Source organism: Vibrio aestuarianus (assembly GCF_028858425.1).
Lineage (GTDB): Bacteria > Pseudomonadota > Gammaproteobacteria > Enterobacterales > Vibrionaceae > Vibrio > Vibrio aestuarianus.
In genome coordinates this window covers 704,223-725,600 of sequence record NZ_JAKNYQ010000001.1, presented here as the reverse complement: position 1 = coordinate 725,600, position 21,378 = coordinate 704,223, and the positions used below count along the sequence as shown (strand labels likewise).

Annotated in this window: 27 protein-coding genes; 16 read left to right on the top strand and 11 right to left on the bottom strand. The window is 43.9% G+C overall.

What is annotated here, in order from left to right:
* Positions 1–42: 42 nt before the first annotated feature.
* The 3 genes from pyrB to MCT08_RS03545 all read left to right on the top strand — a co-directional run bounded on the left by pyrB (position 43) and on the right by MCT08_RS03545 (position 1,964).
* On the top strand, positions 43–972 hold the full coding sequence (gene pyrB / locus MCT08_RS03555) for an aspartate carbamoyltransferase (RefSeq protein WP_176312854.1): 930 nt from the start codon (positions 43–45) through the stop codon (positions 970–972).
* Between the two features lie 15 nt (positions 973–987).
* Positions 988–1,452 carry an aspartate carbamoyltransferase regulatory subunit gene (gene pyrI, locus MCT08_RS03550; protein ID WP_053309453.1) on the top strand — a complete coding sequence of 155 codons (465 nt, stop codon included), beginning with the start codon at positions 988–990 and terminating at the stop codon, positions 1,450–1,452.
* Positions 1,453–1,574: 122 nt separating this feature from the next.
* Complete coding sequence (locus MCT08_RS03545; RefSeq protein WP_053309454.1) at positions 1,575–1,964, top strand: RidA family protein; 390 nt, start codon at positions 1,575–1,577, stop codon at positions 1,962–1,964.
* Positions 1,965–2,054: 90 nt separating this feature from the next.
* On the opposite strand, the gene MCT08_RS03540 is transcribed toward MCT08_RS03545, so the two are convergent.
* The 8 genes from MCT08_RS03540 to mlaF all read right to left on the bottom strand — a co-directional run bounded on the left by MCT08_RS03540 (position 2,055) and on the right by mlaF (position 7,430).
* Entirely contained in the window at positions 2,055–2,795 is a 741-nt protein-coding gene (locus MCT08_RS03540) for a 1-acylglycerol-3-phosphate O-acyltransferase (protein WP_053309455.1), read from the bottom strand.
* A gap of 63 nt (positions 2,796–2,858) precedes the next feature.
* Positions 2,859–4,124 (bottom strand): UDP-N-acetylglucosamine 1-carboxyvinyltransferase, encoded by a 1,266-nt coding sequence (gene murA, locus MCT08_RS03535; protein WP_172531838.1) that lies wholly within the window; start codon positions 4,122–4,124, stop codon positions 2,859–2,861.
* A gap of 9 nt (positions 4,125–4,133) precedes the next feature.
* Positions 4,134–4,388, bottom strand: a complete 255-nt coding sequence (ibaG, locus tag MCT08_RS03530; protein ID WP_053309457.1) for a BolA family iron metabolism protein IbaG — start codon at positions 4,386–4,388, stop codon at positions 4,134–4,136.
* Between the two features lie 13 nt (positions 4,389–4,401).
* Entirely contained in the window at positions 4,402–4,710 is a 309-nt protein-coding gene (locus MCT08_RS03525; RefSeq protein WP_274677897.1) for an STAS domain-containing protein, read from the bottom strand.
* On the bottom strand, positions 4,707–5,345 hold the full coding sequence (locus MCT08_RS03520) for an MlaC/ttg2D family ABC transporter substrate-binding protein (protein WP_172531839.1): 639 nt from the start codon (positions 5,343–5,345) through the stop codon (positions 4,707–4,709). Before MCT08_RS03520 ends, MCT08_RS03525 begins: the two co-directional genes overlap by 4 nt.
* Positions 5,346–5,350: 5 nt before the next feature.
* A complete protein-coding gene (gene mlaD, locus MCT08_RS03515; protein ID WP_053309460.1) occupies positions 5,351–5,842 on the bottom strand; it encodes an outer membrane lipid asymmetry maintenance protein MlaD in 492 nt (163 codons plus the stop codon).
* Positions 5,843–5,844: 2 nt separating this feature from the next.
* Positions 5,845–6,636, bottom strand: coding sequence for a lipid asymmetry maintenance ABC transporter permease subunit MlaE (gene mlaE, locus MCT08_RS03510; protein WP_053309461.1), 792 nt, complete (start codon positions 6,634–6,636; stop codon positions 5,845–5,847).
* Positions 6,636–7,430 carry a phospholipid ABC transporter ATP-binding protein MlaF gene (gene mlaF, locus MCT08_RS03505; RefSeq protein WP_053309462.1) on the bottom strand — a complete coding sequence of 265 codons (795 nt, stop codon included), beginning with the start codon at positions 7,428–7,430 and terminating at the stop codon, positions 6,636–6,638. Before mlaF ends, mlaE begins: the two co-directional genes overlap by 1 nt.
* A gap of 272 nt (positions 7,431–7,702) precedes the next feature.
* Between mlaF and MCT08_RS03500 the strand changes: the two genes are divergently transcribed.
* The 12 genes from MCT08_RS03500 to mgtE all read left to right on the top strand — a co-directional run bounded on the left by MCT08_RS03500 (position 7,703) and on the right by mgtE (position 16,942).
* Positions 7,703–8,668: a calcium/sodium antiporter gene (locus MCT08_RS03500; RefSeq protein WP_168520921.1), complete on the top strand. Its 966-nt coding sequence runs from the start codon at positions 7,703–7,705 to the stop codon at positions 8,666–8,668.
* 18 nt (positions 8,669–8,686) lie between these two features.
* Entirely contained in the window at positions 8,687–9,661 is a 975-nt protein-coding gene (gene kdsD, locus MCT08_RS03495) for an arabinose-5-phosphate isomerase KdsD (protein WP_053309464.1), read from the top strand.
* Complete coding sequence (gene kdsC / locus MCT08_RS03490) at positions 9,661–10,218, top strand: 3-deoxy-manno-octulosonate-8-phosphatase KdsC (protein ID WP_053309465.1); 558 nt, start codon at positions 9,661–9,663, stop codon at positions 10,216–10,218. The genes kdsD and kdsC overlap by 1 nt, the downstream gene beginning before the upstream one ends.
* Positions 10,215–10,778 (top strand): LPS export ABC transporter periplasmic protein LptC, encoded by a 564-nt coding sequence (gene lptC / locus MCT08_RS03485; protein WP_053309466.1) that lies wholly within the window; start codon positions 10,215–10,217, stop codon positions 10,776–10,778. Before kdsC ends, lptC begins: the two co-directional genes overlap by 4 nt.
* Positions 10,759–11,259 carry a lipopolysaccharide transport periplasmic protein LptA gene (gene lptA / locus MCT08_RS03480; RefSeq protein WP_053309467.1) on the top strand — a complete coding sequence of 167 codons (501 nt, stop codon included), beginning with the start codon at positions 10,759–10,761 and terminating at the stop codon, positions 11,257–11,259. The genes lptC and lptA overlap by 20 nt, the downstream gene beginning before the upstream one ends.
* A gap of 2 nt (positions 11,260–11,261) precedes the next feature.
* Positions 11,262–11,987 (top strand): LPS export ABC transporter ATP-binding protein, encoded by a 726-nt coding sequence (lptB, locus tag MCT08_RS03475; RefSeq protein WP_053309468.1) that lies wholly within the window; start codon positions 11,262–11,264, stop codon positions 11,985–11,987.
* Between the two features lie 69 nt (positions 11,988–12,056).
* A complete protein-coding gene (locus MCT08_RS03470) occupies positions 12,057–13,514 on the top strand; it encodes an RNA polymerase factor sigma-54 (protein ID WP_274677896.1) in 1,458 nt (485 codons plus the stop codon).
* Between the two features lie 25 nt (positions 13,515–13,539).
* The gene (gene hpf / locus MCT08_RS03465) at positions 13,540–13,827 is read left to right on the top strand and encodes a ribosome hibernation promoting factor (RefSeq protein ID WP_053309470.1); all 288 of its coding nucleotides are present in this window, start codon (positions 13,540–13,542) and stop codon (positions 13,825–13,827) included.
* Positions 13,828–13,829: 2 nt separating this feature from the next.
* Positions 13,830–14,276 carry a PTS IIA-like nitrogen regulatory protein PtsN gene (ptsN, locus tag MCT08_RS03460; RefSeq protein WP_053309471.1) on the top strand — a complete coding sequence of 149 codons (447 nt, stop codon included), beginning with the start codon at positions 13,830–13,832 and terminating at the stop codon, positions 14,274–14,276.
* A gap of 17 nt (positions 14,277–14,293) precedes the next feature.
* Positions 14,294–15,154 carry an RNase adapter RapZ gene (gene rapZ, locus MCT08_RS03455; protein ID WP_053309472.1) on the top strand — a complete coding sequence of 287 codons (861 nt, stop codon included), beginning with the start codon at positions 14,294–14,296 and terminating at the stop codon, positions 15,152–15,154.
* A 4-nt stretch (positions 15,155–15,158) separates the two neighbouring features.
* Positions 15,159–15,437: an HPr family phosphocarrier protein gene (locus tag MCT08_RS03450; RefSeq protein WP_053309473.1), complete on the top strand. Its 279-nt coding sequence runs from the start codon at positions 15,159–15,161 to the stop codon at positions 15,435–15,437.
* A 149-nt stretch (positions 15,438–15,586) separates the two neighbouring features.
* Positions 15,587–16,942 (top strand): magnesium transporter, encoded by a 1,356-nt coding sequence (mgtE, locus tag MCT08_RS03445; protein ID WP_274677895.1) that lies wholly within the window; start codon positions 15,587–15,589, stop codon positions 16,940–16,942.
* A gap of 65 nt (positions 16,943–17,007) precedes the next feature.
* Here the strand turns inward: mgtE and pmbA are convergent, their stop codons facing one another.
* The gene (pmbA, locus tag MCT08_RS03440) at positions 17,008–18,351 is read right to left on the bottom strand and encodes a metalloprotease PmbA (RefSeq protein WP_168520914.1); all 1,344 of its coding nucleotides are present in this window, start codon (positions 18,349–18,351) and stop codon (positions 17,008–17,010) included.
* Positions 18,352–18,459: 108 nt separating this feature from the next.
* Between pmbA and yjgA the strand changes: the two genes are divergently transcribed.
* A complete protein-coding gene (gene yjgA / locus MCT08_RS03435) occupies positions 18,460–18,987 on the top strand; it encodes a ribosome biogenesis factor YjgA (RefSeq protein ID WP_272956757.1) in 528 nt (175 codons plus the stop codon).
* Positions 18,988–19,058: 71 nt separating this feature from the next.
* Here yjgA and thiQ read toward each other — a convergent pair whose 3' ends face one another.
* Both thiQ and thiP read right to left on the bottom strand, forming a co-directional pair.
* A complete protein-coding gene (gene thiQ / locus MCT08_RS03430) occupies positions 19,059–19,763 on the bottom strand; it encodes a thiamine ABC transporter ATP-binding protein (RefSeq protein ID WP_176312856.1) in 705 nt (234 codons plus the stop codon).
* A complete protein-coding gene (thiP, locus tag MCT08_RS03425) occupies positions 19,763–21,352 on the bottom strand; it encodes a thiamine/thiamine pyrophosphate ABC transporter permease ThiP (RefSeq protein WP_274677894.1) in 1,590 nt (529 codons plus the stop codon). Before thiP ends, thiQ begins: the two co-directional genes overlap by 1 nt.
* Positions 21,353–21,378: the final 26 nt, after the last annotated feature.

Sequence of the window (21,378 nt, the reverse complement as noted above, 5' to 3'; positions counted from 1 at the left end):
GGGCTTTTTTGTGGCTGTTAGAAAATTATAGGGAATAAGATCATGGCGAATTCGCTTTATCAAAAGCACATTATCTCGATTCCAGAACTGTCTCGTAATGAGCTGGAACTGATTGTCAAAACCGCTGGCCAACTGAAAGCAGAACCCAACCCGGAACTTATTAAAAATAAAGTGGTGGCGAGCTGTTTCTTTGAACCGTCGACACGTACTCGCCTCTCTTTTGAAACGGCAATTCAGCGCATTGGTGGCAGTGTGATTGGCTTTGACAATGGCGGCAACACTTCATTGGCTAAGAAAGGTGAAACGCTGGCTGATTCAGTGCAGGTAATTTCATCTTACGTGGATGCCTTTGTGATGCGCCATCCACAAGAAGGCGCAGCTCGTTTAGCTTCTGAGTTTTCTCATGGTGTGCCGGTTATCAATGCTGGTGACGGTGCTAACCAACACCCAACACAAACACTGCTTGATTTGTTCACCATTGCCGAAACTCAAGGCCGTTTGGATAACCTCAACGTTGCTTTCGTTGGTGACCTAAAATATGGCCGTACAGTGCATTCTCTGACTCAAGCCTTAGCCAAGTTTAATAATATTCGCTTTTTCTTTGTCGCTCCTGAAGCGCTAGCTATGCCGGATTATATTTGTGAAGAGCTTGATGAAGCAGGCATCCAGTACAGCTTGCATACTGATATTGAGAGTGTGATCCCTGAGTTAGATATCCTGTATATGACTCGTGTTCAAAAAGAACGCTTTGATGAATCAGAATATGCGCATATTAAGTCGGCATATATCTTGACCGCTTCAATGTTAAAAAATGCTCGTAATAATATGAAGGTGTTGCACCCTCTACCTCGTGTTGATGAAATCACCACCGATGTCGATAAAACCCAACACGCTTACTTCTTCCAACAAGCAGAGAATGGTGTTTACGCCCGCGAAGCTTTGCTTGCTCTTGTGCTTAATGACACCCTGTGATCGAGGAGACCTATCATGACTAAAGAAACTCAGTTACAGGTTGAAGCCATTAAAAATGGTACCGTGATTGACCATATTCCTGCTCAAATTGGCATCAAGGTTCTAAAATTATTTGATATGCATAATTCAAATCAGCGTGTCACTATTGGTTTGAACTTGCCATCTTCTGCACTTGGCGCCAAAGATTTGCTGAAGATTGAAAATATCTTCATCAATGAAGAACAAGCCAGCAAACTGGCGTTGTATGCCCCACATGCAACCGTCAATCAAATAGAAAACTACCAAGTCGTAAAAAAATTAGCACTTGAACTGCCAGAGCAAATTAATGATGTGTTCTCTTGCCCAAATACCAACTGCATTACACACGATGAACCCGTAGAAAGCAGTTTTAAGATTTTTGAGAAAAATAACGATATTCGTTTGAAATGTAAGTACTGTGAAAAAGTGTTCTCACGTGAAATCGTGACTGAACGTGAATAGTAAGCTGGCTTGATTAGCCGCTATCAGTGCCCCATCGTTGTGGGGCATTTTGCACTTTACCTACCGTTTTTTTAGAGGCAAACTGAGGCCTCTAATTCCTATAAAACAGATGGAACATCATAATGACTAAAGTACTTCATACTGAATCAGCACCGGCTGCTATTGGCCCATACGTGCAAGGCGTTGACCTTGGTAATATGGTTCTTACTTCAGGTCAAATTCCTGTTAATCCAGTAACTGGTGAAGTATCCGCAGATATCGCAGTACAAGCGCGTCAATCTTTAGATAACGTGAAAGCGGTTGTTGAAGCCTCTGGCCTAACCGTTGCTGATATCGTGAAAATGACGGTGTTTGTAAAAGACCTTAATGATTTTGGTACCGTCAACGAAGTGTATGGCAAGTTCTTCGACGAGCACAATGTTGCTAACTATCCAGCGCGTTCATGTGTTGAAGTGGCTCGTCTTCCAAAAGATGTCGGCATTGAAATTGAAGCTATCGCGGTTCGTAAATAACCTCGTTGCTAAAAGTGACCTATGAATCATAGAAAAAAGGGCTGAAGAATTAAATTCTTTAGCCCTTTTTATGTTTGTGACCATTAACAATTAATGAGATGTCACTTGCTTGCCATTCAGCATTGCAACTTCTTCATCTAACTCAGCCAATTTGGCGATCATTTGCTCTCGGCATATTGTCGACAGTTCACGCGTATTTTCTTTGCTATAACCTTCAACACTAATTGGTGGCAGCATTTCAACAATGACGTGGCCGTTGTTCCAACGGTTCAGTTTAATGTCGTTGGTTGAACTGCATACGATAGGTATGATAGGCACGCCCGCGCCAATAGCCGCATGGAAAGCACCGGTTTTAAACGGCAATAAACCTCGTCCACGAGAGCGTGTTCCTTCAGGGAACATCCACACTGACACGTCACTTTTCTTGATACTATCAACTACTTGATCGATAGTACCTTTCGCTTTACTGCGGTTTGCACGATCAATCAGTATATTTCCGGTGATCCAATAAAGCTGACCAAACAGTGGCATCCACACTAAACTTTTTTTACCAACCGTTACCACTTTCGGTGTCACCGCAGATGATACAGTAAACAAGTCCCAGTTATTTTGGTGGTTAGCAATGTAAATATGCTGACCACGGTTATACGCATTTTCTGGAATACGTAAGTCTAATTTAATGCCCATCACACGGGACATTCGGCCAAATAGACGACCAAAAGTAAATACGTGTTTTGGGTTACGAGGGCTCAGTAGGCAGTAGCCACACCCAAATACAAACATTACGACAGCAAAAATCGCAACGGCAAATAAACGCAAGAGTGCAATCATTCTTGTGCTCCAAAGAAATCGATAAAAAAAGCCGAAACCTTTGTTTCGGCTATAGAAACTGAATCAGTTCGGCTCTCGTATACGTTCAATATTCGCGCCAAGAGCAGAAAGCTTATCTTCAATCTTTTCGTAACCACGATCAATGTGGTAAATACGATCGACCGTCGTTTCGCCTTTGGCAATACAACCGGCAATCACAAGACTTGCAGAAGCTCGTAAGTCCGTTGCCATCACTTGTGCGCCACTGAGTGATTCAACGTCACCACAAATAACGGTGTTGCCTTCAACTTCAGCTTTGGCGCCCATGCGCATCAGTTCAGGAACGTGCATAAAACGGTTTTCAAAGATCGTTTCGGTGATCTTACCGCCGCCTTTGGCCATCATGTTGAGCAAAGTAAACTGTGCTTGCATGTCGGTTGGGAAACCAGGGTGTGGCGCAGTGCGAATAGAAACCGCCTTCAACTCTCGCCCCGTCATATCAAGACTGATCCAGTCTTCTCCCGTTTCAACCTTGGCTCCGGCTTCTTCTAACTTCGCCAGTACCGCTTCAAGTAAGTGAGCATTGGTATTACGACATATTACTTTACCGCGAGAAACAGCCGCTGCAACAAGAAACGTTCCCGTTTCAATGCGGTCTGCAACCACTGAATGCTGGCCACCACCTAGGCGCTCAACACCTTCAATGGTAATGGTATCAGTACCTGCACCAGAGACTTTCGCCCCCAACCTGTTCAAAAACAGAGCGGTATCGACAATTTCCGGCTCACGAGCCGCATTATCTAAAATCGTTTTGCCTTCAGCTAACGTTGCAGCACACATGATAGTGATAGTCGCACCTACGCTAACTTTATCCATGACAATATGAGCACCTTGCAAACGACCATCAACACTGGCTTTTACATAACCGTCTTCCAGTGTAATAGTGGCACCCAACTGTTCTAAACCGTGGATATGTAAATCAACAGGGCGAGCACCAATAGCGCAACCACCAGGCAATGATACTTGGCCATAACCAAAACGAGCCACTAATGGACCTAGTGCCCAGATTGACGCGCGCATGGTTTTCACCAAGTCGTATGGTGCGCAATATTCATTGATTTCACTTGGATCAACATGCACTGAACCATTACGCTCTACTTTTGCGCCCAAACGCTTAAGCAGTTCCATGGTGGTATCAATATCACGCAGGTGAGGGACGTTCGCCACATCAACGGGCTCAGAGGCCAGGATAGACGCAAATAAAATAGGTAGTGCAGCGTTTTTTGCACCTGAAATGGTCACTTCACCTTGTAATGGCTGGTCTGACCCAATAACTCGAAACTTTTCCATCAATAAACCTTACAGCGACATCAACTTTTTATCACGAGCCCACTCATCTGGTGTGAACGCTTTAATAGAAACTGCGTGAATGTCATTTCTTTGAATGTACTCCATCAGTGGAGCATAAATAAGTTGTTGTTTCTTAACTCGGCTCATGCCATCAAAACAAGCATCAACAGCGATCACTTCGTAGTGACTACCTTCACCTTTGACATGAATTTCTTGAAGGTTAAGAGCCTCATCTAACAACTGTTGTACTTTTGCGCTATCCACAATGTTCCCCTGCTTAATTCTTTATGTGTTGAGCTATCAGACTTTCGACGTTACTCAATTGGAATAGTGTGCGCAGTTGCTCTGGCACGAAACTGAACATTATATGACAGTTTCGTTTTTTTGCATGCTCTATTAGGTGGATTAACATCACCATTCCGGCAGAGTCTATACGTTCAACCTGCTTTAACTCAACATCAAGCGTCGATCCAACTGGTGTCCACTGTTTGATAAATTTCCATAAATCAGGCACATGCTCTCTATCTAAAGCACCAGATAGTGCGACAGATTGAGAACTCAACGGCTGCCATTGGCTATGATTCATTGTTGTTTACTCTCGAAACGAATCGGTTGTTCTGCAAGTTGTTGTAATTCCTTTGCAACAGATAAAATGCCTTCTTGGCGAATTTTCCCACTCCATTCCGACTGTTTGCTCGATAATAAGCTGATCCCTTCCGCCGACATATCAAAAGCTAACCAATCACCATTCTTTTCTTTACGTAAAGTAAATTCGAGTTTGATGTTAGGACGCGGTGTATCAATGATATCCACTTTGACATTCGTAATTCGCTTATCATTGGCAATGGGTTGCTCTGGTTCAAACTCAATGGTTTGATCACTATACTGCGTCAACACTTGAGCGTAAGAGCTCACCAAATAAGAACGGAACGCGGTAATAAATACGGCAACATCATCACGCTTTGCGCCTTTGAGGTTCGGACCTAATAATTTGAGCGCTGCATATTGCTCATTGATATAGGGCATAAACTCTTGTTCAACAATCTCTTTTAGATAATCTGGATTATTGTGAATAGCTCCTTGTTCCGCTTTTAAGCGCGCAAAAGCAGTTTCAGATACCTGTTTCATCATCGTATATGGTTGCGTTTTATCAATACTAGCCGCTTGAATACACATAGAGCTCATCAGAGTGAATAACAAAATTAAAGTTCGCTTTAGCATTTATATTACTCCTTGCTCTTGTTGTCAGAGCTACCACCAACGCTATACAGCACTTGACCTATTAAATCTTCCAACACTAAGGCTGATTTTGTATCTTCAATCAAATCACCCTCTTTTAGCATTTGTTCGTCTTCAAACACAAAGCCGGGAACCAGCCCAATGTATTGCTCACCAATCAAGCCTGAGGTGAGAATTTTGACGCTCGATGTTTCAGAGAACTGATCGTACTGGCTATTGATCGCCATAGTCACAACTGGTAATAAACTCTCTTTATCTAGAGATATGTTTGAGACTCGCCCCACAACAACACCACCAACTTTGACGGGTGAGCGGACTTTCAAACTACCGATATTGTCAAATTCAGCTTTTAAAGAATAAGTATCGTTTGAGCCCAATCCTTTTACGTCAGCAACCTGAAAAATCATTACCAGAATTGCGCAAATTCCTGCCAGTACAAAGCTGCCGACCCAAAGTTCTATTTTTCGTGTTTGCTGCATGATTAATTCCCAAACATCAATGCGGTAAGTACAAAGTCTAGCCCTAATACAGCTAAAGACGAATGTACCACGGTTCGTGTTGTGGCACGGCTGATCCCTTCAGAAGTCGGAATCGCGTCGTAACCATTAAATAATGCAATCCAAGTGACAGTAATCGCAAACACTGCGCACTTGATCATGCTGTTACCAATATCTTGTCCTAGCTCCACCGATGACTGCATCGCCGACCAAAAACTGCCGTGATCAATGCCTTTCCAATCAACGCCAACAATCTGACCGCCCCATATGCCAACAGCCATAAAAATCATTGCCAGTAAAGGCATCGAGATCAACCCTGCCCATAGACGTGGTGCGATCACTCGTTTTAGTGGGTCAACAGCCATCATTTCTAAGCTAGAGAGCTGCTCTGTTGCTTTCATTAAGCCAATTTCGGCGGTCAACGCTGAACCCGCCCGTCCAGCAAACAAAAGTGCTGTCACGACAGGCCCCAATTCACGCAGTAACGAAAGCGCAACCATTTGGCCTAAACTGCCTTCCGCACCATAGTCGACTAAAATGACATACCCTTGCAGGCTGAGTACCATGCCGATGAACAACCCCGAAACCACAATGATTGCAAGTGATTGAACGCCAACGCTGTAGAGCTGTTTCATTAATAGAGGGAAATTTTGAATTGGCCTAGGACGCCCAGAAAGTGCGCCAAATAACATCAAGCTCGCTTTACCAAACGCCTGGCAAAACTGAAGCGTACTACGCCCAAGCCCTTCAACCCACTGAACAAAACTTGTCATCATTAAAATAAGTCCTTTTCTAGGCTCTGAGCCGGAAAGCGAAATGGAACAGGACCATCCGCCTCACCTTGTAGAAATTGTTGTACGCGTGGATCACTATTTTCTAGCAGTTGTTGCGGAGTTCCTTTGGCGATCACTTTTCCATCAGCTAATAGATACACCCAATCAGCGATACTCATCACCTCAGGTACATCATGCGATACGACGACAGAGGTAACTCCCAAGGCTTGATTAAGATTACGGATAAGCTCAACAAGCACTCCCATGGTAATAGGATCCTGACCGACAAAAGGCTCATCGTACATGATCAGTTCAGGATCAAGCGCAATCGCTCGGGCTAATGCTGCCCTTCTTGCCATACCACCAGACAATTCACTTGGCATTAAGAATGCCGCGCCGCGCAAACCAACGGCCTCGAGTTTGAGCAACACTAACGTTTTAATCAGTGGCTCATCTAATTGTGTGTGTTCACGTAATGGGAATGCGACATTATCAAAAACATTTAAATCGGTGAACAGCGCCCCAGACTGAAATAGCATGCTCATTTTTTTACGAGCTTGATAAAGCTTCTTACGGCTCAGCGTTGGTATATTTTCACCATCAAACCAAATTTCACCTTGTTCAGGGAATAGCTGCCCACCGATTAAACGCAATAAAGTGGTTTTACCAATACCGGATGGCCCCATAATGGCAGTAATTTTTCCTTGTGGAACATTGAGGCTCACATCATCAAAAATTACCCTCCCCGAACGAGAGAAGGTCAAATGATTTATCGTGACAAGGTCGGTCATTGACATAATTCGTGTTTCACTATTTTATTCGCCTCAAAAATGATGGGCAATCATAAGCATAAGACAGCGGAATTAAAAGCACTGTTCAATTACATCCTAAAGGAAAGGTTAACCTTTCGCCAAAATAATCTTTTACATAATTTAATGATGGATACACAAGTAAACAGCTCATTGAACGTAATTAATTAGATCTTCGACTTCCCTTTTAGTAGCCAACACGTCAAAATTAGCGGTTAATTGTCTCGTTTTTTCATTCATTTCATTAGTTAGGTATCATCATGATCGAAGCCATTGTGTTTCTCAGTGTAGGTTTGGTTTTCTTAGTTTGGAGCGCAGACAAGTTGGTATTTGGTGCAGCAGCCTTGGCGCGCAACGTGGGAATATCACCTTTAGTTATCGGTATGACGATTCTTGCGATGGGCTCTTCTGCACCTGAAATGATGGTATCTGCCACTGCGGCATTAGAAGGCAAAACAGATACCGCCGTCGGCAATGTACTAGGCTCCAACATTGCCAATATTGCTCTTATTCTTGGTATTACCGCATTAATTAAACCGCTGTCAGTAAGTTCGCCCGTTATTCGTCGTGAACTACCACTGATGATTGGAGTCACATTACTGTCTGGCGCTCTGCTTTGGGATAATCATTTAGGCTTTTACGAAGGCGCACTACTGTTCGTTCTTTTTGCTGCGTTTATTCTTGCGATGCTGCGCATTAGCCGTAACGAACAAAAAAATGGCGACACGTTATTAGATGATCAAGAGTCAGAGATTCCACAAGGTGTCAGTAATTTAAAAGCGGCAATGTGGGTCGTCGTTGGCCTTATTATTCTCCCGATTGCCGCAAGCGTCCTGGTCGATAACGCGGTGATCATTGCGAAATACTTCGGTATGAGTGATCTAGTTATTGGTTTAACGATCATTGCTGTCGGAACGAGCTTACCTGAGCTCGCCGCTTCGCTAGCTAGTGTGCTGAAGGGCGAAGATGATATGGCGGTAGGCAACATTATTGGCTCCAACGTTTTCAATATTCTAGCGGTGATGGGCATACCAGGTCTTATTAATCCTTCCATGCTCAGTGAATATGCTATGGGGCGTGATTTTTGGGTCATGCTTGGCGTATCCTTGCTACTTGTTATTATGGCTTTAGGTAAATCTCGTAGTATCAACCGCTTAGAAGGTGGCGTTTTGCTACTGACCTTTATCGGGTACCAAGCTTACCTACTTATGAATATGACCGCTTAACCAATTCTGGAGTTTAGGATGTCGAATCAGTTTGATTATCGCAGTGTTGCCAAGCAAGTACTTGCCACTGAAGTTGCCGCCTTACAACAGTTAGAGCAGTACTTTAATGACGAATTCTGCCATGCCTGTGAGATGATTTTGGACAACAGTCACGGTAAAGTTGTCGTCATGGGGATGGGGAAATCAGGTCACATCGGTAAGAAAATAGCCGCTACGCTCGCCAGTACGGGCACATCTGCTTTTTTTGTGCACCCAGGAGAAGCTTCACACGGTGACCTTGGCATGATCGAGCGTGGCGATATCGTTATCGCAATTTCCAACTCTGGAGAATCTTCAGAAATTTTATCGCTCATCCCGGTCTTAAAGCGCCTCAATATTCGTATTATCAGCATGACAGGTAACCCACAGTCAAACATGGCAAAACTGGCTGACCTGCACCTACAAATTACCGTGCCAGAAGAAGCATGTCCGCTCGGCTTAGCACCGACCTCTAGTACTACCGCAACACTTGTAATGGGTGATGCACTCGCCGTTGCACTATTACAGGCACGCGGTTTTACCGCTGAAGATTTTGCGCTGTCTCACCCGGGCGGAGCATTGGGACGTAAGCTATTACTAAAACTATCCGATATCATGCATACAGGTACAGCCCTTCCCATCGTTCAGCCACAGGCATTGATTCGAGATGCACTGCTAGAGATCAGCCAAAAGGGCTTAGGTATGACCGCAATTGTCGATGCAAAGATGCAGCTTATCGGGATTTTTACCGATGGCGATTTGCGCCGTATTTTGGATAAACGCATTGACATTCATAGCGCGACTATCAGTGAAGTCATGACACAAAAACCGACAGTTGCCGAACCCAATATGCTTGCAGTTGAAGGATTAAACTTGATGCAAGATAAACGAATTAATGGTTTGATGCTGTGTGAAAACGGTAAACTGGTGGGGGCGCTGAACATGCATGATTTACTAAAAGCGGGAGTCATGTAATGACAACGATGGTTAATACTCCCTATGGTACGGTATCTCAAGACATCTTGAATATCGCCAAACAAATCAAACTGCTGATTTGTGATGTGGATGGCGTATTCTCTGATGGTTTAGTGTATATGGGTAATCAAGGTGAAGAACTAAAAACCTTCCATACTCGTGATGGCTACGGTGTGAAATCGTTGATGAATGCGGGGATCGAAATCGCAATAATCACTGGTCGGCAGTCGCAGATTGTCGAAAACCGCATGACTGCTTTAGGCATCAAACTGATCTATCAGGGCCAAGATGATAAAGTAAAAGCCTATCAAGATATTTGTCAGAAGCTGAATATATCACCAGAATATACTGGCTATATTGGTGATGATCTGATTGATTGGCCTGTAATGGAAAAAGTCGCACTTAAGGTTTGTGTGGCTGATGGACACCCATTACTGCTCCAAAAAGCAAACTACATCACTACAATTAAAGGTGGTCATGGTGCGGTACGTGAAGTGTGCGATTTGATTTTGCAAGCACGTAACGAGTTAGAAGTACACAAAGGCTTAAGCATATGAGTTTGTCTCGAGTCCTCTATGTGATATTGATTTTTATCACATCTTGGTCTGCATATTATTTACTCGATAAAGAGCAAAAACCTGATATTCAAGTTGCACCCAACTTGGAACTGCCTTTGTTTAGCGGAAAAAACCTCGACAATGTCTCGTACAACGAGCAAGGTATTCGCAGCTACGTAATCCTATCTACGCATTTAGATCATTACTCAAAAAGTGGCGATACTATTTTTCAATATCCGATCTTAAAAGTGTTCCGTGAAGGCACTACTCAAGAATGGGAAATTACCGCTAAACGTGGTGTGTTAGATGAAGAGCATGTACTAACACTTTATGACGATGTGCTTGCAAAAAACCTATTACCTGATTCTGGTTTTGATACGCTCTCTACCATTAAGATGAGTATTCAACTGGATAATCGAGATTTTTGGGCTGATAACCAAGTCGACTTGGTTGGACCGCAATTTGAAACAACAGGACAGGCGATGAAAGGCAATTTTGCTGAAAACGACGCTGTTCTTTATAACCATGTACAAGGTAGATATGAAACTCTCACACCTTAGTCTTATTGCTTGTTTCGCTATTTCTGGCAACGCCTTGGCACTGGCAACAGACAGCCAACAACCAGTTTATATTGATTCTGACAGCCAACAACTCGACATGAAAAGTAATCGCGTTACTTTTCTTGGTGATGTGAAGCTTAAACAAGGCAGCATCAATATGAATGCGGACAAAGTGATTGTGATCCGTGATCCAAAAGATGGCACCATTCAAGAAATTGAAGGATACGGTGATCTCGCTACATTTTCACAGTTAACCGATGACGGTAAAACCTTGTACGGTGAAGCGAAAGAGCTGTATTACAAAATGGTTGATGACCAACTAACCATGATAGATCAAGCAATGCTTTCACAAGATGATAGCATCATCCGTGGCACCAAGATTCGTTACAAAATTTCATCACAAAAACTGATGGCTGACGGTAACTCTAACGAAAGAGTTTCGACGGTACTTCAACCACAAGCGACGAAAACTCAAGAATAATTATGGCCATACTCAAAGCAGAACATTTAGCGAAAAGCTATAAAAAACGCAAAGTGGTTTCCGATGTAAGTTTACAAGTGGAATCAGGGCAAATCGTGGGGCTGCTTGGTCCTAACGGTGCAGGGAAAACGACATCGTTCTACATGATCGTCGGCCTTGTCGCGCGCGATGAAGGCAAAATTAGCATTGATGATCAAGACATTAGTATTCTACCAATGCATAGCCGTTCACGCTTAGGGATAGGCTACTTACCACAAGAGGCCTCTATTTTCCGCAAATTGTCGGTGGAAGATAACATCATGGCTGTATTAGAAACTCGTGAAGAAATGACCCGCGAGCAGCGTCAGGACAAACTAGAAGACTTACTTGAAGAGTTCCACATTCAACATATTCGTCACAGCGCAGGTATGGCGTTGTCCGGTGGTGAACGTCGTCGTGTTGAAATTGCGCGTGCTCTCGCTGCAAACCCACAATTCATTTTGCTTGATGAGCCTTTTGCTGGTGTTGACCCTATCTCGGTTATCGATATTAAAAAGATCATCGAACATCTGCGTGATCGTGGTTTAGGCGTTCTAATTACCGACCATAACGTTCGAGAAACATTGGATGTATGTGAAAAAGCCTATATTGTAAGCCAAGGACGTTTAATCGCAGAAGGCACGCCGAATGACGTGCTTAATAATGATGAAGTAAAACAGGTTTATCTCGGCGAACAATTCCGTCTCTGATTCAAATTCCGTCTATGATTAAGTAGAGAGTGACATCAATTCTAAAAATAACAAGGTAACCAACGCTGAATGAAACCCTCATTACAACTAAAGCTAGGCCAACAATTAGCAATGACACCTCAGTTACAACAAGCGATTCGTTTGTTGCAGCTGTCAACGTTAGATCTGCAACAAGAGATCCAAGAAGCCCTTGAATCAAACCCATTATTGGATGTTGAAGAGACTTATGACGAAGGTGCAACGGCTGAAGCTCAACGTGGTGAGGAGACAGAAGTCAGTGCTGAACCTGTTGAAGTAGAGACTCAAGACAGCTCAGATTTGATTGAAAAATCAGAAATTAGTAATGAACTGGAAATCGACACTACTTGGGATGATGTATACAGTGCCAATACCGGTAGCACAGGGATTGCTCTTGACGACGACATGCCTGTTTATCAAGGTGAAACCACTCAAACTCTACAAGACTATCTACTTTGGCAGCTCGACCTAACCCCGTTTAGTGACACCGACAGAAGCATCGCCTTAGCACTCATTGATGCTATTGATGACTATGGTTACCTTACCGTTTCTCTTGACGACATTTTAGAAAGTTTTGCCGGTGAAGAAATTGAGTTAGATGAAATTGAAGCGGTTCGTAAACGCATCCAACAATTCGACCCATTAGGGGTTGGTTCGATCAATCTACAAGACTGTTTGCTTTTACAACTCGCCACTTATCCAACCGACACACCTTGGTTAGAAGAAGCCAAACAGCTACTCACTCAACATATTGATTTACTTGGTAACCGTGACTATAAGCTGATCTTAAAAGAGACCAAACTAAAAGAAGATGAACTACGCGACATCTTACAACTGATTCAGCAACTCGACCCAAGGCCAGGTAACAACATTTCGACTGAACATGCAGAATACGTCGTACCCGATGTCTCTGTGTATAAAGACCATGGGAAATGGGTAGTCACCATCAACCCTGACAGTGTGCCAAAACTGAAAATCAATCAACAATATGCTGCTTTAGGTAAGGGAAATAGTGCTGACAGCAACTATATTCGCAGCAATTTACAAGAAGCAAAATGGCTCATCAAGAGTTTAGAGAGTAGAAATGAAACACTACTCAAAGTGGCCAAATGTATTGTTGAACATCAACGTGATTTCTTTGAGTATGGCGAAGAAGCCATGAAACCGATGGTACTCAATGACGTTGCTTTAGCGGTAGAAATGCATGAGTCCACCATTTCTCGGGTGACAACACAGAAGTACATGCATACTCCGCGCGGTATTTTCGAATTGAAATACTTCTTCTCCAGTCACGTCAGTACCGACAATGGAGGAGAGTGTTCATCAACTGCAATAAGAGCGCTCATTAAGAAATTGGTGGCAGCTGAAAATACAGTAAAACCATTAAGCGACAGTAAAATTGCAGATCTACTCGCTGACCAAGGAATTCAGGTAGCTCGAAGGACGATAGCTAAATACCGTGAATCATTGGGGATTGCTCCATCGAGTCAGCGCAAACGCCTACTATAAGGCACAAAAAAGAGAAGGAAAGTCTATGCAAATCAATATTAATGCCCATCACATTGATCTAACCGATTCAATGCAAGACTATGTTAACTCGAAGTTTCAAAAACTTGAGCGATTTTTTGATCACATAAACACCATTCAGGTCGTTTTACGTGTTGAAAAAGTAAACCAGATCGCTGAAGCTACGCTCCACATAAATCAAGGTGATATCCACGCCACGGCTGATAACGAAAGTATGTATGCCGCCATCGATAGCCTCGTGGATAAACTTGTCAGACAACTCAACAAGCATAAAGAAAAGCTAAGTAGTCATTAATCATGCAATTACGCGAAGTACTTTCATTGGACTGCACAAAAAGTGCAGTCCAATGTACCAGTAAAAAAAGAGCCTTAGAAATCATCAGCGAAATCGCTGCCGAACATTCAGGCCAAAGCTCCACCGAACTCTTTGAATGTATGCTCAGCCGAGAAAAAATGGGCAGTACAGGCATTGGTAATGGCATCGCTATTCCTCATGCTCGAATGACGGCCAGTGACAACGCTATCGCTGTACTTTTACAATGCGATACGCCTATTGAGTTTGATGCTATTGATAATCGTCCTGTCGACCTACTTTTTGCTCTACTTGTTCCTGAAGATCAATGTAAAGAGCATCTAAAAACCCTTTCGTGCATGGCAGAACGTTTGAATGACAAACAAGTTTTAAAGCAGCTACGAAGCGCTCAAAGCGACCAAGAGCTGTACGACATTATGACTAACCATTAATCATCGAGCCCAAAACTATGCGTTTAATCGTTGTCAGTGGTCAATCTGGCGCAGGTAAAAGTGTTGCACTACGTGTATTGGAAGATCTCGGCTACTACTGTGTCGACAACCTGCCAGTAAACTTGTTAGATCCCTTTATTCAAGCCGTCCAAGATAGCAAACAAAATGTGGCGGTGAGCATTGATATCCGCAACCTTCCCCAAGAGCCGACTCTAGTCAGCGATGTGTTAGAGAAGCTTAAACAAAATAACGATGTCAGTGTTCTATTTCTCGATGCGAGCAAAGAAACCTTATTAAAACGCTACAGTGAAACACGTCGTATTCACCCGCTGTCACTCAACTCAAATAAACCATCTTTAGCTCAGGCCATTGAGCTAGAGAAAGAGTTACTTGCACCACTAAAAGAACAAGCAGATTTAGTTCTTGATAGCAGTAATCAATCTTTACACGAGTTAAGCGAAACCGTTCGCATGCGCATTGAAGGGCGTGAGCGAAAAGATTTAGTCATGGTGTTTCAATCTTTCGGCTTTAAATATGGTTTACCGAGTGATGCTGATTATGTGTTTGATGTGCGATTCTTACCAAACCCACATTGGGAACCCGCACTCAGGCCACTCACAGGTTTAGATGCCCCTATCAAGTCTTTTCTTGAAGGTCACAGTGAAGTGATGGAGCTTAAACAGCAAATCCAGAAATTCGTTGAATACTGGCTGCCTATGCTAGAAAAAAATAACCGTAGCTATTTGACCATTGCCATAGGTTGTACTGGTGGTAAACATCGTTCTGTGTATCTGACACAACAGCTTGGGGAATATTTCTCTCAATTAGGTCATCAGGTACAGATCCGCCACACTTCCTTAGAAAAACAGCAGGACTGATCGCATGCCGCTACTGAGTAAAACTGTTTTAATCCAAAATCGTTTAGGTCTCCATGCTCGTGCGGCAGTAAAGCTGGTCGAACTGTCTCAATCTTTTGATGCTGTTGTAACACTCAAAAATCAAGAAGGCAAAGAAGCCACCGCCGACAGCGTTATGGGGTTATTGATGCTAGAATCGGCTCAAGGACAACCGATAACCGTCAGCGCAGAAGGCTCACAAGCGGAGCAAGCACTGGAAGCCGTCAGTTCTTTAATTGAGCATAAATTTGATGAAGATGAATAAGTAACTCGGACTCACTATTTTGTATCCCTCACCATGATTCACCCTTTCCAAACAAAAATAAATTCAGCGCTTAATAAGAACTTATTAAATAAGGCCTAGAATTAAGTTACTATTCAACACATTGTAAGAATACCAAGTAGGGGGAAACCATGGCCGAGCAAATTGAATTTGATCAAGCTCACCTTACCCTCCAAGAAGTCAGCGAAGCGCTAGAAAATGGTCGTTTTGTCCATGTCCGTCGTCAACTCCAGGACATGGAGCCAGAAGATATTGCTCACCTGTTAGAAGCCTCACCGCGTAAAAGTCGTGAAGTACTGTGGCAACTGACCGATCCCGAAGATTATGGTGAAATTCTCGACGAGCTAAACGAAGACGTCAAAGATGCTTTAGTATCGAAAATGGCTCCGGAAAAACTCGCTGAAGCCACCGAAGGTATGGATACCGATGACGTTGCGTACGTCTTACGTAGCTTACCTGATAACCTATCTCGTGAAGTTCTTTCACAAATGGATAGCGCCGATCGTGAACGTGTCGAAACGGCGCTCTCATATTCTGAAGATACTGCCGGTGGCTTAATGAATACCGACGTAATTACCATTCGTGGTGACGTCGATATTGATGTAGTACTGCGCTATTTGCGTATGCACACAGAATTACCAGAAAGTACTGATGCACTTTATGTTATCGATGAAGATCGCAAACTGATTGGCCACTTATCTCTCATCACCCTATTAACCTCGCAGCCAGACGTTAAGGTTAGTGAGGTGATGGACGATGCCGATGAAGCCATCTCGGTGAATACTAGTGATTCTGACGTGGCGAGCCTGTTTGAACGTCGTAACTGGGTATCAGCGCCAGTTGTTGATGAAAACCAACACCTTGTCGGTCGTATTACCATCGATGACGTGGTCGACGTCATTCGTGAGGATGCCGAACACTCGATGATGAGTATGGCCGGTATGAATGATGATGAAGATACCTTCGCTCCTGTGGTTAAGTCAGCACGTAAGCGCAGTATTTGGCTCGGAGCCAATGTATTGGCAGCACTGGCAGCCGCTTCTGTTTCTAATATGTTTGAAGCAACTCTTGAACAAATGGCAGCAATTGCTGTGTTAATGACTATTGTTCCTTCGATGGGTGGCGTTGCGGGTAATCAGACCGTTGCCTTGGTGATTCGTGGTTTAGCACTCGGTCATATCGGTGACAGTAATAAACGAGAATTGCTGTTTAAGGAAGCCGCGATCGGTTTCTTAAACGGGGTGCTTTGGGCTTCAATCATTGGTGGCATTGTCATCGTTTGGAAAGGTAATTGGCTGCTTGGAGGAATAATTTCGGCGGCGATGATGACCAACTTATTGATTGCAGGTATTGCTGGCGTGACCATTCCAATCTTACTGAAGAAGATGAAAATTGACCCCGCTCTTGCAGGTGGCATGGCATTAACAACCGTAACGGATGTGATTGGTTTATCGGTGTTTTTAGGGTTAGCCACCGTTTTGATGTAATCATCAAATTCACCCACAAAAAAAGCTTGGTCGAAATACCAAGCTTTTTGTTTTTTTATCCGCGATTACTCACCGGCAATCTTCATCGATTCAAGCAAAATCGAACCCGTTTGGATCTGCGAGCGAGTTTCAACATCACTACCAACCGCCACGATTTGGTTGAACATATCTTTGAGATTACCTGCAATCGTGATCTCAGAAACTGGGTACTTAATTTCACCATTTTCAACCCAAAAACCAGCTGCACCACGTGAATAATCACCAGTAACCGTATTAACACCTTGACCCATTACTTCAGTAACCAATAAACCTGTACCTAGCTCTTTGAGCATCTGTTCAAAACTCTGGCCTGTCGATTTCACAAACCAATTATGAATGCCACCAGCATGACCAGTTGGCGTCATGTTCATTTTACGAGCCGCGTAGCTACTCAGTAAATAGGTCGATAACACACCGTCAGTAATGATTTGGCGATCTTGAGTAAAGACCCCTTCACTATCAAATGGGCTTGATGCCAAGCCGCGCAGCACATGCGGTTTTTCAGCAATATTAAACCAATCTGGCAGGATTTTTTCGCCCAGTTTATCGAGTAAGAATGAAGATTTACGGTACAAGTTACCACCACTGATCGCCATCACTAAATGCCCAACCAAACCGGTGGCAACATCAGCAGCGAACATCACTGGCACTTTGCCTGTTTTCAGCTTTTGCGCATCCAAACGACTAATGGTTTTCTCTGCCGCTTGTTGACCGACAAGTTCTGGTGCCCATAAGTCATCACGGTGACGAGCAACGGTGTAGCTGTAATCACGTTCCATCTCACCATTTTTACCTTCACCAATCACACAACAACTGATGCTGTGACGGCTTGATGCATAACTGGCCAATAGACCATGGCTGTTACCGTATACTTTGACACCGTAATGGCTATCATAGCTTGCGCCATCACTTTGCTTAATTTTGCTGCTGTAAGCTAACGCTTTTTCTTCTGCGGCAATGGCAATTTTTGCCGCCATGTCAGGGTTTGGCTCATCAGGGTGAAACAGATCCAAATCTGGAATATTCTGCACCATTAATTCTTTGGGTGCCGGCCCAGCAAACGGGTCTTCTGATGTGAATAGCGCAATATCAAGCGCAGCGGCAACCGTTTGTTGAATTGCTTTTTCACTTAAATCAGATGTTGATGCACTGCCCTTGCGTTGACCACGATAAACAGTGATACCCAAAGCACCATCACTATTAAATTCAACGTTCTCGACTTCGCACATGCGAGTAGAGACACTTAAGCCTGTGCTTTTGGTAATCGCCACTTCGGCGGCATCAGAACTCACGGCAGCTAGCTCTAAAGCTTTGGCAACCGCAGCTTCAAGCTCAACACGTTGCTGAGCGACTTGCTGTTTTACGTCCATATTTCATCTTTATTTAGCAATCAATGTCGTTAGGATAACAAGAATTTCGCTTTCTCCCCACGATTCTTGCTAAAATAGCAGACATACATAACTCAATAGATGAAGAATATGGCGCGTAAGAATCAAAAAGCTCCTTGGGAAGAAGAAGAGGAGATCATTTGGGTTAGCAAAACCGAAATGAAAAATGACATGATTGAGCTGCAAAAGCTTGGTGAAGAGTTAGTTGAGCTGAAACCATCTCAACTGAAGAAGATCCCAATGTCTGAAGATCTAATGGATGCAGTTAAAGATGCACAACGCTTCAATATGGAAGCACGTCGTCGTCAGTTGCAATTCATTGGTAAGATGATGCGTACGATCGATCCAGAGCCAATTCAAGCCGCACTGGATAAATTACGCAATAAGCACTCACAAAATACCGCTGTATTGCATAAGCTAGAGCAACTGCGTGACCGTATTGTTGAGCAAGGTGATAGTGCCATCGAAGATGCTCTAGAGCTTTACCCTGAAATGGATCGTCAACGCTTACGTCAATTAACACGTCAAGCTAACAAAGAAAAAGCAAACAATAAGCCACCAAAAGCGTCGCGTGAAATCTTCCAAATATTGAAAGAGCACAACGACGAATCTTTTTAAGTTCTAGTCTGCTTTACGTTAAAAAAACCTCGCGACAATGCGAGGTTTTTTATTTCGGTCAATCACTTAGGCTATTGCCCTGCCCGCACAAAATCGCTCAGTAAGGGATGCGAATGCTGCGCAGAAAGCTCAGTAATCTCACCACAGACTAATACCTTTCCTTGCGCCATAAACGCAAAATGACTGGCTATCGCTTTTGCATCGCTGACATGGTGCGTTACCATTACGACAGTAATCTTCCGCTCAGTGGCTAGTAGCTTAACTAGCGCGAGCATCTCCTCTCTCAGTAGAGGATCCAGCGCTGAAAACGGCTCATCCAGCAACCATATCGGGTGAGATTGAACAAAACAACGTGCTAATGCTACGCGCTGACGTTGACCACCAGAAAGCTGCTCCGGCAAACGCTCCAACAGACTCGCAATTCCCACCTGTTGTGCCGCTTGCTCTATCAAAAGCTGTTGCTCAGCAGATAACTTCAAACCGGGGTGTAACCCAAGACCAATATTTTCGCGCACAGTAAGATGCATAAATAAATTATGCTCTTGAAATAGCATAGAAAATGGCCGTAAGTGAGGCGCTTTACCTAACACCGATTGAGCGCTTACTTCAATCTCGCCACGACTCGGCTCAATAAACCCCGCCACCAAACTCAATAAAGTCGATTTACCTGCACCACTAGGCCCCATTAAGGACACTATCGCTCCTCGCGGCACCGTCAGTGAAAACTCGAACCATTCCTGTTGATACTCATATTGCACATCTTTTAGTACTAACATTAACGACCTCTTGAGTTGACGCTAAATAAGCGTTCGATAATGGCAAAACAACCGACACTCAACACCAATAGAGCGAGAGAAACCACTGCTGCCGCCTGCATTTGATAACTGCCTAGCAATTGGAATAGATAAAGCGGTAGAGTTCTAAATTCTTGGCTACCAAAAAGTGCAATGGCACTTAAATCCCCCATTGAGACCAAAAAGCTGATCGCAAAAGCATGAGCCAGAGGTTTTCTTAATGCTCTGAGTTCAATCACTTTAAAACGCTGCCAACCTTTCATACCAAGGCTGGCACACAGCAGTTGGTATTGCTGCGCGCTATGCAGCATTGGCTGGGCTAATGTTTTCAACACATAAGGCAATGCCATTAAGCCATTCACCAGCAGCACCACCCAATACGCCATACTAAAAGCATCGGTGAACGTTCGTAGTAACAAAAACAGCCCAGTGCTAATCACCAGCCCAGGAGTGACCAAAATAATAGTGCCCACTAATTCAAGATGATCGGCTCGGCGATTACGCAGCTTTAAACGCCAAACGCGGGTGGTAATTAAAATGGCCACCCCAGCGCAAACTGCTACCATACTCGCCAATGACGCCACTTGTAACGAAGCCAATAGCGCCTGCCAAAACTTTTCGTCACTCAGCACACTAAAAAGCTGCGCATTCAAACCGCTCAGCACCACCATCATCAATGGCGGAAGCACTAAAAGTAACGATAGGAGGATCCACGCAGCATCCCAATATTTCGCTTTTCGGCTATCTCGGCTCACTACATAGTCGACAGGCTTGCGGCCTGCACTTATCGCCAAAGGCTTTGCCAGTCGAGAAATAGAAAGATATAGCACACTGCATAACAGCATTTGCCATAAAGCTAATAACGCACCAGCTTGCAGATCAAAATCAAACTTAATCGCTTGGTAGATAGCCAGCTCTATAGTGGTTGATTTTGGTCCACCACCTAACGCCATTACCGTAGCAAAACTGGTAAAGCAAAGCATAAACACCAGGCCACACACATGCGGAAGCTGTTGTCTTAAACGTGGCCATTCAACCCATTTAAACTGATGCCAGTGGCTCATACCGAGATGCGCGCACAGCTTATGTTGTTCTGCTGGAATTGTTTCTAACGCTTGCAGCAACAAACGGCTGGCATAAGGAAGGTTAAAGAACAGGTGAGCCAGTAAAATCCCGTTTAAACCGTAGATGGAAAACGGCAATTTTGTATCAAACCATGCCAGCAACGAAGCTAATACGCCGCTATTGCCATAGATAGCCAACAAACCAAAGACCCCTACCAGTACCGGAAGCACTAAGGTTGTGGCAAACAGTTTGAGGATCAAATCGCGCCCCCAAAAGCGGCGGCGGTAAAAGGCATGTGCCACAGGAATCGCCAATCCCACACTGAGCAACATTGAGAGTGAAGCTTGGTAAAAACTGAACAGGGTAACATGACGATAATAAGGGTCATGCCATACTTGCAACACATTGAGACTCGGCGCGTGTAGCAGCAGTGCAGCAAGCGCACAAATAACAAAGGTCGCGACCACGATCGCGACCCCAATGCCGATTTTAGGAATCGAATTCAAACCTTATGTGACCTTAATTTAAGCTT

Coding starts and splice junctions, on each gene's coding strand:
- pyrB (WP_176312854.1), top strand. CDS start 43: ATGGCGAATTCGCTTTATCAAAAGCACATTATCTCGATTCCAGAACTG.
- pyrI (WP_053309453.1), top strand. CDS start 988: ATGACTAAAGAAACTCAGTTACAGGTTGAAGCCATTAAAAATGGTACC.
- MCT08_RS03545 (WP_053309454.1), top strand. CDS start 1,575: ATGACTAAAGTACTTCATACTGAATCAGCACCGGCTGCTATTGGCCCA.
- MCT08_RS03540 (WP_053309455.1), bottom strand. CDS start 2,795: ATGATTGCACTCTTGCGTTTATTTGCCGTTGCGATTTTTGCTGTCGTA.
- murA (WP_172531838.1), bottom strand. CDS start 4,124: ATGGAAAAGTTTCGAGTTATTGGGTCAGACCAGCCATTACAAGGTGAA.
- MCT08_RS03525 (WP_274677897.1), bottom strand. CDS start 4,710: ATGAATCATAGCCAATGGCAGCCGTTGAGTTCTCAATCTGTCGCACTA.
- MCT08_RS03520 (WP_172531839.1), bottom strand. CDS start 5,345: ATGCTAAAGCGAACTTTAATTTTGTTATTCACTCTGATGAGCTCTATG.
- mlaD (WP_053309460.1), bottom strand. CDS start 5,842: ATGCAGCAAACACGAAAAATAGAACTTTGGGTCGGCAGCTTTGTACTG.
- mlaE (WP_053309461.1), bottom strand. CDS start 6,636: ATGATGACAAGTTTTGTTCAGTGGGTTGAAGGGCTTGGGCGTAGTACG.
- mlaF (WP_053309462.1), bottom strand. CDS start 7,430: ATGTCAATGACCGACCTTGTCACGATAAATCATTTGACCTTCTCTCGT.
- MCT08_RS03500 (WP_168520921.1), top strand. CDS start 7,703: ATGATCGAAGCCATTGTGTTTCTCAGTGTAGGTTTGGTTTTCTTAGTT.
- kdsD (WP_053309464.1), top strand. CDS start 8,687: ATGTCGAATCAGTTTGATTATCGCAGTGTTGCCAAGCAAGTACTTGCC.
- kdsC (WP_053309465.1), top strand. CDS start 9,661: ATGACAACGATGGTTAATACTCCCTATGGTACGGTATCTCAAGACATC.
- lptC (WP_053309466.1), top strand. CDS start 10,215: ATGAGTTTGTCTCGAGTCCTCTATGTGATATTGATTTTTATCACATCT.
- lptA (WP_053309467.1), top strand. CDS start 10,759: ATGAAACTCTCACACCTTAGTCTTATTGCTTGTTTCGCTATTTCTGGC.
- lptB (WP_053309468.1), top strand. CDS start 11,262: ATGGCCATACTCAAAGCAGAACATTTAGCGAAAAGCTATAAAAAACGC.
- MCT08_RS03470 (WP_274677896.1), top strand. CDS start 12,057: ATGAAACCCTCATTACAACTAAAGCTAGGCCAACAATTAGCAATGACA.
- hpf (WP_053309470.1), top strand. CDS start 13,540: ATGCAAATCAATATTAATGCCCATCACATTGATCTAACCGATTCAATG.
- ptsN (WP_053309471.1), top strand. CDS start 13,830: ATGCAATTACGCGAAGTACTTTCATTGGACTGCACAAAAAGTGCAGTC.
- rapZ (WP_053309472.1), top strand. CDS start 14,294: ATGCGTTTAATCGTTGTCAGTGGTCAATCTGGCGCAGGTAAAAGTGTT.
- MCT08_RS03450 (WP_053309473.1), top strand. CDS start 15,159: ATGCCGCTACTGAGTAAAACTGTTTTAATCCAAAATCGTTTAGGTCTC.
- mgtE (WP_274677895.1), top strand. CDS start 15,587: ATGGCCGAGCAAATTGAATTTGATCAAGCTCACCTTACCCTCCAAGAA.
- pmbA (WP_168520914.1), bottom strand. CDS start 18,351: ATGGACGTAAAACAGCAAGTCGCTCAGCAACGTGTTGAGCTTGAAGCT.
- yjgA (WP_272956757.1), top strand. CDS start 18,460: ATGGCGCGTAAGAATCAAAAAGCTCCTTGGGAAGAAGAAGAGGAGATC.
- thiQ (WP_176312856.1), bottom strand. CDS start 19,763: ATGTTAGTACTAAAAGATGTGCAATATGAGTATCAACAGGAATGGTTC.